Below are 12,173 nucleotides of genomic sequence, written 5' to 3'. Positions count from 1 at the left end.
AGGCTCAGGGCTTGCTCAGCGCCTGAACCTCCACATTGTTCAGGCCAATGATCTGGTCGGGCGAGCTTTGCTCGGCGTTGTCGTCCACCCAGCGCAGCAGCAGCACCGCATTGGGCGCCCAGCGTCCGCCCAGGTCTATGCGGGCTTGTTTGATCGGCGTGACGCCCACGGTGTTGGGCACGCTGTCCAGGTTGGGAATGAGGGCCTGCACTACGTTCCAGCTGCGCCCATCGAGGCTGAAGAACAGCTGGTAGCCGGGCAACTCGTTGTCATGCGCAGCGACAGTGAAGCGGCGGGTGTCGTAGCTGAGTTGAATAGCCTCGATGGCCTGACCACTGGCATTGCTCAGCTCCAGCTGCCAGGCCATGCCCGCGAAAACGGTGGGCGAGGTGGCCAGCACCCGGTCCCGGGTTTGGTTGACGGCAAAGGCTGCGTTGTAGCCCACATGGCTGGGGGAATAGGGCGCGTTGCTGGCGAGCAAGTTGTCGCGCGAGCGGCGCATATTGGCGACACAGTGGCCGGGGCCGTTGGCGCTGATGCTTTCGGTCCAGCTGCTGCGCGAGCTGCCGGCCTCGCCCACCCACAAGCTCCAGCCCTCGGGTGGGCTGACGCCGAGCACGCCCATGCTGTCGAAGTTCTCGCGATAACCGTCAGCGCCGAGACTGGCCGCCAGTGAGGCCTGGGTGACCGAGGCCAGCAGGGCGACGCTCATCAGTATCCGGGTCAAAGAGTGGGTCCATCGATTCACGCGGCTTGCTCCATGTCTTCGTTTTTATAGGGCCTGTCGGCGTGCTGCCGAGGGCAGGCCTCATTGTGCCTTTTCGCACCTTTCGCGCCTTTTGCAGTACTTTTTCACGCCGACTGCGATGGGGGGTGTGAACGCTCCGAGAGCGGCGCAAAAGCGTCGCGACTCTTGAGTTAGGTCAAGTCAAAACCAGGGTTACAGTGCGAACGTGACAGTTTCGTGACTCTCGAATCCGCACCATGAGCCCAGCACCGAGCAAGTCGCCCGCCGTCGGCAGCAAGAAGTCGGCCAGCGCGTCCAAATCTGCCAAGGCCGCCGCCAGCGCCAAGCCCCGCTTGAAGCCGGCAGCCCAGCCCCGTCGCAGCCGCAGCGGTGACACCGCCGGCAGCCGCAGCGCCCCCGGTATCGCGCGCCATGTGGTCAAGGAAGCCGTCGCGGCCGCGCAGGCGCGCGAGCTGGCCGCCTTGAAAGACATCGTCGCCAAGGGCGGCGCAGAGGCTCTCGCCTCCTCGGTCAAGGCCATCGTGGCCGGCTCTTCTGCCGATGACGCTGCTGCCTTGCGCGAAGCATTGTTGCAGGAGTTGCAAGTCGGCCGAAAACCGCAGGGCTTGCACCCGGATGAGGAGTTGTCCGCCGATTGGCGCCGCGGCGGCTATCCCTACAAAAACCTGATGTCGCGCAAGAGCTATGAGCAACAGAAGTACCAGCTGCAGGTCGAGCTGCTGAAGCTGCAAGCCTGGGTCAAGGCGACCGGGCAAAAGGTCATCATCTTGTTTGAAGGGCGCGACGCGGCCGGCAAGGGCGGCACCATCAAGCGCTATATGGAGCATTTGAATCCACGTGGCGCGCGTGTGGTGGCGCTTGAGAAGCCCAGCGAGGTGGAGCGCGGCCAGTGGTACTTCCAGCGCTATGTGCAGCATCTGCCCACGGCGGGCGAGATCGTGCTGTTCGACCGCAGCTGGTACAACCGCGCCGGCGTCGAGCGGGTGATGGGCTTTTGCAGCAACGATGAGTACAGAGAATTCATGCGCCAGGCGCCGGAGTTCGAGCGCAATTTGGTGCGCAGCGGCGTGCACTTGGTCAAGCTCTGGTTCTCGGTCAGCCGTGAGGAGCAGCGCCGGCGCTTCAAGGAGCGCGAGGCCCATCCGCTCAAGCAATGGAAGCTCTCGCCCATCGACCTGGCCTCGCTGGACAAATGGGACAGCTACACCCAGGCCAAGGAGGCAATGTTCTTCCACACCGACATTGCCGAAGCACCTTGGACCGTGGTCAAGTCCGATTGCAAAAAGCGCGCACGCCTGAACGCCATGCGCCATGTGCTGCACCAGCTGCCCTATGCCAACAAAGACCTCAGCAAGCTGGGCCAGTTGGACCCCTTGCTGGTGGGGCGCGCTAACGTGGTGTACGAGCGGGGTGAGTCGCAGGGCGTAAGCCAAGCTTGACGGGGGCAGTTTCTGAGGCTCTGAAGCTCCTAAAGGCCAAGCCCTTCAGACCTCAATCACCGAAGGTTCGCGCGCAACAGCCTAGCACCGAAGTCTTGGCAGTGGCAGCTCCAAACATGGGGCTCAACAGGCGCCCGAGTCCTGCTAGGCTGAAGCCATCGGTCTGAACATGGCCTTCTGAAGGCCGCGTTCAAGCCGCACGCAACCAGCAAGGAGGGCGCATGGTGGAGAGCACGCTCAGGGTTCGCGATTGGTGTGATCAGACGATCGCCCGGATGTTCAGCGAAGGCGAGGTGGCGGCGATCGTCATGGCCAAACGCTGGATGAAGCAGCTTCAAGCGCCTGAGAATCAGGCCAGAGCCCTGGCCTTGATGGCGCTGTGCCACTACCGCGCCGGCGATGAGCGCCAGGCTGAACAAGAGCTCCAAGCCGCCCAGCTATACCTGGCTGAGGTCCGAGGCGAGGAGCGCCTGGCGGCGGAGTTGCTGCTCCGCCACGTCGAGGCGCAAGGCCTGCGGCGGGCGGGGCGGCTTGAGGCCGCTCAGCAGCTCTTGTCGAGCTTGCATGCGCAGCGTGCGCGTCGCAATCGCTGCGAGGCCTATCTGAGCGCAGCGGCCTTGGCCACGGTCTATTCGATGAGCAAGAACGACGTCAAGGCACTGGACCATTTTTATCAAGCCTTGGATCTGGCCCGCGAGACCGGCTTGGCGCCGGTGCTGGTCAATGCTTTGAACAATCTGGGTTCTTTTGAGTCTGACCTCTTGAACCTGGAAGATGGCGCGCGGCATTTGCATGAATGCTTGAACAAGGCTTTGCGATTGGGTTCGCGACGACAAATCATTTTTGCGGCCGGCAATCTGGTGCCCTGCCTTTGCCAGATGGGCTGCGCGGACCGGGCCTTGGAAGTGGCTCGACTGCATTTGATGAATCGGATCAGCGATGACCTTCCGCCCTCTTTGCAAAGGCAGGAAGAGATTGCCATGGCTCTGCTCGAAAGCGGCCATGTGGATGAGGCGGCTGCAGTCCTGCGGGGTGAGCCGTCCATCGACCCGATGAGCAATGAAAAGCTGACGCTGCGCACCAGTTTGTGGGCGCGCATCTTGTTGGCGCAAGGCCAGGTACAAGAAGCGCTCGACCTCTGCTTGAGGCGCCAGCGCGAGTTGGAGGGGGAGCCGGTGGCCGACACCTTGCCGGTCGAGCGCGTCAACTTGCTGCGCGTGGCGGCCCAGGCAGCCACCCGGTATGGTGACTCCGCCCTGGGCTACCGTCTGCTTGAAAAGGCCTTTGCCAAACATGAGCAGTTGCTTGGGGTGGCGGCCAAGTCCAGGCAGATGAGCTTGCGCTTCGCTCATCGCATGCGTGAAGCTGAGCGCGAGCGGGATCTGGCCAAGAAGACCGCCGATCAGGTGCAGCAACTGAACGAATTGTTGAAGAGCCGTGTGATGGAGACCGCGCGCTTGCAAAAGCTGCTGCAGGCTCAAGCTTTGGAGGACCCTTTGACCCATCTGGGCAACCGACGCCAGCTGATCGAAGCCGGCAGCGCCTTGCTGACCTTGGCCATTCGCAACCATGAGGTCTTGTCGGTGGCGGTCATCGATCTGGACCACTTCAAGGAGGTCAATGATCTGCATGGCCATGAAGCTGGCGACAAGGTCTTGCGTGCCTTTGGCGATTTGGCGCGTCGCACCATGCGTGCTGAGGATTTGGTCTGCCGTTACGGCGGCGAAGAGTTTGTCTTGCTACTGCCCAAAGCGCATGCGGCGCAGGCCGTCGAGCGGGTGGCGCAGTTGCTGCAGGCTTTCATGAGCCTGCACTTTGAAGATGGTGCATCGGCCCGCTTTGCCTGCAGTTTCTCTGCCGGTGTGGCGGACTCTGAAACGGCCGGCGATTCGCTCGACTTGCTTTTGTCACGCGCCGATTCGGCGCTCTATGGCGCCAAAGCGGCGGGACGCTCGCGGGTCTACGTTTGGTCTTGTGAAGATTGATGCTGGGGGCCCAGGCGAGTTTTGTCTTTGAAAAATGCCCAGGCCAGCTCGGCTGTTTCGAAGTCAGCGCTTTGTGCGCCGGTGAGAAGGGTGATCCAGCGCGGATAGCGCCGCGTTGGGCTGGGTTCGGCGTGACCGCCGCCTTCGATGGTGACCAAGCTGACCTGCAGCGCTCCGCTCGCCTCCTCGCCCCAATCCTGCCTGCTGGCTTTTGTGCCTGGCTTGCCGTCAAGCGGATTGCGCGGTGCGATGGGCGTGCACCGTGTGTCGCTGCTCAGGCCGTGTAAGCCAGCCAAGTCGCGCCAGACGGCGACCGAAGCCTCAATGCCCAGCATCTCGCCCGCTTGCCGGCGGTTCTTTCGGAAGCTGCCACCCTCAAAGCGCACCAGCGGATCGCTGCGGCTGGCGATGAAGAGGGCGGGCAGCGGATGACTGGGCAGTGCGCAGCAGCTGTTGCGCGGCATTGAGGCCAGCACGGCGCAAAAAGCCGCCAACTTGGGCCCTAACTCGGCCGCCAGACGCAAGCTCATCATGCCGCCTTTGGAGACGCCCATCACATAGACACGACTTGGGTCAACGGCTTGGGTGGCGATCAGATGGTCGATCAGCTGATGGATGAAACGGACGTCATCGGTCTTGGCGTTTGCGCTGGCGTCGGCAAAGCCGTCGTTCCAGCTTTTGCCGCTTCCATCTGGCGCTGCCAGCACCCAGCCTTCGCGTTCGGCAATCTCCAGCCATTGCGCCAAAGGCGAAGGCGGAAAGCCTTGGCCCAGCAACTGCGCGCCGGTAGCACCGAAGCCGTGTAGCAGGATGACCAGGGGGCGCTGACCCGGGTTTGCCGAACAGGGGCCGGCGCTGGGCAGCGCCAGTTGATAAGGGCGCAGCCCGTCGGGGCTGTCCAGTTGCTGCGAGCTGAGGCGCGCCAGCGGAGCACTGACAACGCTGCTGCCGAGGAGGCACTGGCGCAGCCAACCGCGCAGACCTGAGGAAGGAATGCTCATGGGGTGGTCGATAGATCTAGGGCTCTGACGGCGAGATTTCAGGCCAGCTCGCCGGTCTGCAGCCGCCACAGCGCCGCATAGGCGCCACCACGTGCCAGCAGTTCCTCATGCGTGCCGCTCTCCACGATGCGGCCGCGCTCCAGCAAGTGGATGCAATGGGCTTGGCGCACGGTGGACAGGCGGTGCGCGATGACCAGGGTGGTGCGGCCTTGGCTGACCACATTCAGCGAGCGCTGAATGGCAGCCTCGGTCTCGTTGTCCACCGCGCTGGTGGCCTCGTCGAGGATCAGCAGCGGCGGGTTTTTCAGAATCGCGCGGGCCAGGGCCAGGCGCTGGCGCTGGCCGCCGCTGAGCTTTTGGCCGCGCTCGCCCACGCGGGTGGCAAAGCCCAACGGCAATCGCTCGATGAACTCCAGGCTCTCAGAAAGACGCGCTGCCTCATGGATCTGGGCCTCGCTGGCCTCGGCCATGCCGTAGGCGATGTTCTCGGCAATCGTGCCGTCGGTCAAAAAGCTGTCTTGCGCCACATAGCCGATGGCGCGGCGCAGGTCTTGTAGATTCAGTTCGGCGATCGGCTTGCCGTCAAACAAGATGCGGCCCTGCTGCGGCTCGTAAAAACGCAGCAGCAGCTTGACCAAGGTGGATTTGCCCGAACCGGTGCTGCCCACGAACGCAATCGTCTGGCCGGCGGGTACGTCTAAATTTAGCGTTTGCAAGGTCGGCTGCTCGGCATAAGCAAAGCTGACGTTCTCAAAGCGCAGCGCCGCGCGTGCCTGGCTGACCGGGAAATGCTCGCCCTCATAGGCGATGCGAATCGGCGTGTCCAAGAGCCCGAGCGCCCGCTGCGCTGCAGCCATGGAGCGCTGATACATATCGGCCACCTCGGCCAGGCGGGTCATGGGCCAGAGCAGGCGCTGGGTCAGGAAGACCAGCACCGAGTAAGCGCCCACGGCCAGATCGCCATGAATCGTCAACCAGCCGCCATAGACCAGGGTGGCGGTGAAGCCGGCCAAGATGCCCATGCGGATCACCGGGGTGATGGCCGAGCTCAGGCGGATGGCGCGGGCGTTGGACTGCAGATAACCACGGCTGGCTTGCTCGATATGGGCGGCCTCCAGGTTCTCGGTGGCGAAGGCCTTGATGGTGGCCAGGCCGAGCAGATTGTTATTGAGCCGGGCCGAGACATCGCCGGCCGCCTCGCGCACCTCGGCATAGCGCGGCGCCAGGCGCTTTTGGAACCAAAAAGTGCCGAACAAAATCGCCGGCACCGGCAGCAAGGCGATCACCGCCAGCCCCGGCTGCAGCGCAAAGAACACCGCGCTGACCATCAGCGAAGAGCACACCACCTGGATGATTTGATTGGCGCCGCCATTCAAGAAACGCTCCAACTGGTTGATGTCGTCGTTCAGCACAGACATCAGAGCGCCGGTGCGCTGGTTCTCGAAGTAACTGAGTTCGAGCTTTTGTACGTGGCGGTAGGTGTCCAGGCGCAGCTCATGCTGAATGTTCTGCGCCAGGCCGCGCCACTTCAGCTCCAGCAAATATTCAAAGCCCGACTCGCCAATCCACACCACCACATTCAGTGCGCCCAGCACCAGCAGCTGCTGCCAGGTGTCGGTGATGCCGAAGTTGACCAAGAGGTTCTTGGCCAAAAAGCTCTGCTCGCCGCGCACCACCACATCGACCGCCGCGCCGATCAGCACCTCGGGCAGGATGTCAAAGAACTTGTTGAGGATGGAATACAGCGTTGCCAGGCGAATATCGCGCCTGTGGCCCTGGGCATAGGCCAGCAGCTTCTTGAAAGGGTGGGTGGTGTTCATGGCGGAAGGGTAACTGAGCGAGCGTGACTTCAATGAGACTCCGGGCGCTGCGCTCATGTGGCCCGTGTGGACGCTTAAGCGCTCACCCGGAATAGCAGCTGTACGAAATGCCGACCAGCAAAGCGCCTGAAGTCCGAAACTGAAGGCTATCGCCATCGCTGTCATAGCTTCGGCTTAAGCGAGCATCGTCCGTCGCGCTAGCGCCGAGCACAGCGCGCGCGGAGGATATCGATTGGTGAATCTTGAAGGGCAAAAGATGGTTCCACTTCGGACTGGCGATGTCCGCATGCGTGACCATGAGCTTCGCGGCATCATTTGAGAACTCAACAACACCGATTTCTAGCCCTTCGAAGTACAGCGTCTTTCTTGTCGCGGTATAGCCATCCCAGCGTTCGACTTCTGCAATAGCCTCGCGAAGCAGTGGTGCCATCAGGCGCAACTTTCGCGCATCCGCAGGCAGCTTCATCCCGAATGGGCCGCCGACGCATCTGACGGCCTCCACGTACACGGATTCCTGAGCCAGGGCGGAAACGGAGGCGGCCAATGACAGCAGCATTGCCAGCAGGAGCTTCATGCAGTGGAGGTCTATTGAGTTCTGCCCTTGATTTGACCATGCGATTGAGATGCCCGTTACTTGCAGGCCTGGCTGAGAAAGGATTTGGGGTCTATCCCCTTAGGGCTAGGATGGCAAGGCGGCTCAGCCCATGCAGCTAGCTGATATCCGCCTCAAGAATCGACTTTCCTTCTTTGACCCTCATAGGACTTCGTCATCACCATGAGCCAACTCAAACTGACTTACTTTGACTTTCACGGCGGCCGGGCCGAGCCCGTGCGCTTGGCCTTCCATCTGGGCGATGTGGCCTTTGAAGACCATCGCTTCAAGTTCCCCGAGTTTGAAGAGCTGCGCAAGAGCACGCCGTTTGGGCAGGTCCCGACTTTGCAGGTCGACGGCGTGCAGGTGACGCAGTGCGATGCGATCCTGCGTTATGCGGGCAAGCTGGCCAAGCTCTACCCCAGCGACCCTTATCAAGCCTTGCTCTGCGATGAGGTGATGTATGTGGTGGAAGAGGCCTCGGTCAAGCTGGGCCCGACTTTTCGCATGAGCGGCGAGGAGCAAAAGCAAGCGCGGCTGGCGCTGGTGAATGGGTCCATGCCGGTCTATCTGCGCTGGCTGGAAAAGCAACTGCTCGCTCACGGCGGCGAGTACTTTGCCGACCAGCGCCTGACGGTGGCGGATTTGAAGGTCTTTGTGGATGTGCGCGGCCTGAACTCCGGCCGTCTGGACCATGTGCCCCGCGATCTGGTGGCTCAAGTAGCGCCGGCGCTCAATGCGCATTTGGCGCGCATTGAGCAGTTGCCGGCGGTGCAGGCTTACTACGCCAAGTTCGCGGCTTGACCGAACTCAGCGGGGACGGCTTCGGCCGTCCCGGCTGAGTTCAACGCTTCTTCAGACCTTGCGGCGGCGAGCGAGCAGAGCCAAGGCAGCGAGGCCGCTGATCAGCATGGCGTAGCTGCTGGGCTCGGGGATGGCCGCCACATTGCGTGGGTCAAAGTCAGGGTCGATTTGGGCGTAGGGCGCCAGGAAGGCGTGCTCCTTGGCCAGGTCTGACCATTTGACGTATTTGAAGTTGGTGCCGACCAGGGCGCCATTGTTGACGTTTTCGCCATCCTGGGTGATGAAGACGCCATCTTCAAAGCCGGGCAGGGCAAAGCTGCTGACGTCGGCGCCGTCGGAATGTTCCACCGCGTCATGCGCGCCGGCGCCCACGCTGAAACTGCCCAGGTAGCCAAAGCCCTTGCGATTGAAGGCGGCGAAGCTGCTATCGCCTTGGCTGGAAGCCAGGATCACACCTTCGCCGTTTTTGGCGTAGCGAATCGTCAGGCCTTCCACATCGGGCGTCAGTGGGCTGTTGGGGTCGAAGTTCTTGGTTTCGATCAGCGGCTTGGCACCGAGCGTGCCGCTGGCCAAGTCGATGCCCCAGATGCCCACGTCTTCTTGGCCGACGTAGAGCATGCCGGTCTGTTGGTCCACCACCATGCCTTCGGATTGCGGCGAGTAGCTTGAGCCGGTGCTGTCGATGCCGTTCAGCAGGCTTTGGCCCTTGTAGCTGGTCGGCAGGTCCCAGCTGCGCACCTGTTGCGAGCTGACCTTGCCGTCGGGCGTGGCGATCATCTCGAACTGGGCCACGCTATGGCCCTTGATGGCGCCACCGGCGCCGCTGCCGCCGCGCTGAGCCACCAAGCTGTAGAGCTTGTCGCTGGCTTGGTCACGCCACAGGGCCAGGCCATAGCCGGTGGCCTGATTGGCGAGTGGCTGCTGGGGGAAGAGTCGGTTGTAGCCGGTGACCTCGGTCAGCGGCGTGCCGCTGGCGTTGATCTTGAAGGCGCGCAGCGTGTCTTGGCCGCGGTCGCTGTAGATGGCCAGGTCAGCGCGGCTGCCATCGGCCATGCGGAAGTTGTACTGCACGTCCACATTGTTCAAACGGCTGGCCACACCGTCGATCTTGCCGGGAGGCAAAAGGCTTTGCAGCTGCTGACCGTTCAGGTCATAGACGCGCAGGCCGGAGTTCTTGACCGAGGTGATGACAAGGCTCTTGGATGCATCCAGCGGGTTCAGCCAGATGGCTGGATCGTCGGCATCGCCGCTGCTGTCGATGGTCGGGGTTTCAATCACGGCGGAAGCGGCTTGCGCCTGCAGGGCGGCGGCCAACAAAGCGATACAGAGCGCGATGGCGCGCAGGCGAGGGGTGGAGGACATGGTGGAGTGACTCCAAGAAAGATGGGGCTAAAGAGGGGCACCGTCCGAGACTAGCTGCCGAGAGCGGATGCGCTGAAATTGAACCTTAGCGAGACAAGATGGCTGCGGCGTGTCTCGCGCTCTGATCCGAACAGTTCAAGGGCAACGGCGGGGGAGCTCGGCAGACCAGGGGGCGGGAGCAAGCCGAACAGCGGATGGCCGGCTTCACGCCGCTGTCATCGATCTATTCGATGCTCCGCGGTGATTTGATTGGTCCACCGAGAGGAGAAAGCTTATGTTGAACTCGTACCGTATGGCCGCCGTGGCGGCAGTTTGCGCTGGCTTTGCTTTGGCCGGCACGGCCCAGGCACAAGCCGATATCTATGGCGCGCGCCCCCAGGCCTTGCCCGCCAAGGTTTGGAACACTTTGACGGGCGACGCGCCCGTGGTCATCGGCCACCGCGGTGCTTCTGGCTACCGGCCCGAGCACACCTTGGCCTCGTATGAATTGGCCATCGCCCAAGGTGCCAACTACATCGAGCCCGATCTGGTCATGACCAAGGACGGCGAGCTGATTGCCCGTCACGAGCCCTTGTTGGCGCGCGTGGACCTGAACGCCGACGGCAGCATCAAGATGGTCAACGGCGCCCCGGTGCTGAACCGCACCGACAGCAGCACCAATGTCTGGCAGCTGGACAAATATGCCGATCGCCTCAAGGTGAAGACGCTGGACGGCCAAAAAGTCGCCGGTTGGTTCGCCGAAGACTTCACTGCAGCGGAGATCCGCAGCGACATCCGCGCCCAAGAGCGTCTGCGTGATCTGCGCTTGGGCAACAACGCCTACAACGACAAGTTGGTGATCCCGACCCTGCAAGAAGTGATCGATCTGGCCAAGGCCAAGTCCCTCGAGACCGGCCGCACCATTGGCATCTACCCAGAAACCAAGCACCCGACCTACTTCAAGAACTTCACCGACGCGACCGGCCTGAAGCGCATGGAAGACAAGCTGGTCGAAGTGCTGCATGCCAACTATGGCAATGACCGCAATGCGCCGGTGTTCATCCAGTCCTTCGAGGTGCACAACCTCGAGTACATCAACAGCAAGACCGACATCAAGATCGTGCAGCTGCTCAATGGCAGCGGCACGCCTTTCGATGACGCCCGCAGCTACGCCGACTTGGCCTCGGCCGCCGGCCTCGATTTCATCAAGGGCTACGCCGACGGTGTGGGCTCCAACACCAATCTGATGATCACCTTGGTGGGCGGCAAGTTGGGCAGCCCCACGCAGCTGATCGCCAACGCGCACCAGCGCGGCCTGGCCGTGCACGGCTGGACCTTCCGCGCTGAAAACGTCTTCCTGCCGAATGAGTTCGACAGCAGCGCTGACCCGGCCGCTTTTGGCGACCTCGCCGGCCAGGTCAAGGCCTTTGTGGACCTGGGCATGGACGGTTTTTTCACCGACCAACCCGATCTGGGCGTGGCCGCAGTGGCAGCTCTGGCTGTGCCTGAGCCGCAAACCTATGCGCTGATGTTGGGCGGCCTGGCCGGCGTTTTGGCCATGGCGCGTCGTCGCAAGAGCAGCCAAGCCGCTTGATTCAAGCGCTAGTGCTCACTGAGACGAAAAAGGGGCCGCGAGGCCCCTTTTTGCTGTCCGACGCAGACTTGCTTCAGCCCATGGGCCGAACACCAATCAACGCTGCATGGCCGACAAAGGCAAACAGGGCCCATGCGACCGCACCGACGAGCACGGTGATGGCGGTGTTCAGCGGACGGGCTTGAATCGCGGCGGGGGGATTGACCCGGTCGCGCTGGCGGGCGGCGCGGAAGCACAGCACGGCCCAAACCAGAAAGCCACCGAACAAGAGCAGGTCGGCCACGGTGTTGTTGGCCAAGAGATGCGCCAGAGCCCAGACTTTGACGCTCAGCACCATGGGGTGTTTCAAGCGCGCCTTGATGGCATTGCGCGGCACATAGGCGGCCACCAGGAAGACGAAGGACACCAAGGTCAGTAGCGCGGCCAAGTGGTTCATGCCCTTGGGCGTGGCCCACAGCACTTGCGGGCTCAAGCGGGCTTGGCCGTAGCCCCAGATGATCAGGCCCAAACCCAGCAGCGAGAGGGCGGTGTAACTGAGCTTCCAGACGGTTTCGCCACGCTGCGCGATCTGGACGCTACGCCAGCCGTCGGCGACGATGCGCACCGAGTGGACGCCCAAGAAAAGGGTCAGTCCGGCAATCAATTCGAGCATGAATCAAACTCCTGTGGGGGGCTGTGGCTAGGGCAGTCGCCGTGGCTTCTGATCCCTTGGGCTATGCAAGGCAGCGGTTGTAACCGATTTTCTTCTGCCAGGAATGCTCCGAGGGAATGGCGGGGTGATGGGCGGTGAATAGGCCCCGACCTTTCCCAGTCTCTTCAATCGTAGAATGCTGTAAATATATTTATACG

Annotated in this window: 10 protein-coding genes; 4 read left to right on the top strand and 6 right to left on the bottom strand. The window is 62.3% G+C overall.

All coding sequences use genetic code 11. The features are described from left to right. Positions 1-4: 4 nt before the first annotated feature. A complete protein-coding gene (locus tag LNV06_RS15670; protein ID WP_263539232.1) occupies positions 5-712 on the bottom strand; it encodes a hypothetical protein in 708 nt (235 codons plus the stop codon). Positions 713-984: 272 nt separating this feature from the next. On the opposite strand from LNV06_RS15670, the gene ppk2 reads away from it, so the two are divergent. After that, a complete protein-coding gene (ppk2, locus tag LNV06_RS15665) occupies positions 985-2,187 on the top strand; it encodes a polyphosphate kinase 2 (RefSeq protein WP_263539231.1) in 1,203 nt (400 codons plus the stop codon). A 275-nt stretch (positions 2,188-2,462) separates the two neighbouring features. Continuing rightward, complete coding sequence (locus LNV06_RS15660) at positions 2,463-4,172, top strand: GGDEF domain-containing protein (protein ID WP_263539230.1); 1,710 nt, start codon at positions 2,463-2,465, stop codon at positions 4,170-4,172. On the opposite strand, the gene LNV06_RS15655 is transcribed toward LNV06_RS15660, so the two are convergent. The 3 genes from LNV06_RS15655 to LNV06_RS15645 all read right to left on the bottom strand — a co-directional run bounded on the left by LNV06_RS15655 (position 4,148) and on the right by LNV06_RS15645 (position 7,567). Beyond that, positions 4,148-5,173: a CE1 family esterase gene (locus tag LNV06_RS15655; protein ID WP_263539229.1), complete on the bottom strand. Its 1,026-nt coding sequence runs from the start codon at positions 5,171-5,173 to the stop codon at positions 4,148-4,150. The two genes, LNV06_RS15660 and LNV06_RS15655, sit on opposite strands and share 25 nt — an antisense overlap. 38 nt (positions 5,174-5,211) lie before the next feature. After that, positions 5,212-6,993: an ABC transporter ATP-binding protein gene (locus LNV06_RS15650; protein WP_263539228.1), complete on the bottom strand. Its 1,782-nt coding sequence runs from the start codon at positions 6,991-6,993 to the stop codon at positions 5,212-5,214. Between the two features lie 82 nt (positions 6,994-7,075). Beyond that, the gene (locus tag LNV06_RS15645; protein ID WP_263539227.1) at positions 7,076-7,567 is read right to left on the bottom strand and encodes a hypothetical protein; all 492 of its coding nucleotides are present in this window, start codon (positions 7,565-7,567) and stop codon (positions 7,076-7,078) included. A 201-nt stretch (positions 7,568-7,768) separates the two neighbouring features. Here LNV06_RS15645 and LNV06_RS15640 point away from each other — a divergent pair, with 201 nt between their 5' ends. Beyond that, positions 7,769-8,389: a glutathione S-transferase family protein gene (locus LNV06_RS15640; protein ID WP_263539226.1), complete on the top strand. Its 621-nt coding sequence runs from the start codon at positions 7,769-7,771 to the stop codon at positions 8,387-8,389. A gap of 51 nt (positions 8,390-8,440) precedes the next feature. On the opposite strand, the gene LNV06_RS15635 is transcribed toward LNV06_RS15640, so the two are convergent. Continuing rightward, entirely contained in the window at positions 8,441-9,751 is a 1,311-nt protein-coding gene (locus tag LNV06_RS15635; protein WP_263539225.1) for a phytase, read from the bottom strand. A 274-nt stretch (positions 9,752-10,025) separates the two neighbouring features. Here LNV06_RS15635 and LNV06_RS15630 point away from each other — a divergent pair, with 274 nt between their 5' ends. Then, positions 10,026-11,324, top strand: coding sequence for a glycerophosphodiester phosphodiesterase family protein (locus LNV06_RS15630; protein ID WP_263539224.1), 1,299 nt, complete (start codon positions 10,026-10,028; stop codon positions 11,322-11,324). Between the two features lie 73 nt (positions 11,325-11,397). Here the strand turns inward: LNV06_RS15630 and LNV06_RS15625 are convergent, their stop codons facing one another. Continuing rightward, complete coding sequence (locus LNV06_RS15625) at positions 11,398-11,976, bottom strand: NnrU family protein (protein WP_263539223.1); 579 nt, start codon at positions 11,974-11,976, stop codon at positions 11,398-11,400. Between the last annotated feature and the right edge of the window lie 197 nt (positions 11,977-12,173).

This window comes from Paucibacter sp. Y2R2-4, assembly GCF_025717535.1.
Classification (GTDB): domain Bacteria; phylum Pseudomonadota; class Gammaproteobacteria; order Burkholderiales; family Burkholderiaceae_C; genus Paucibacter_A.
This window is presented reverse-complemented; position numbering and strand designations above follow the sequence as displayed.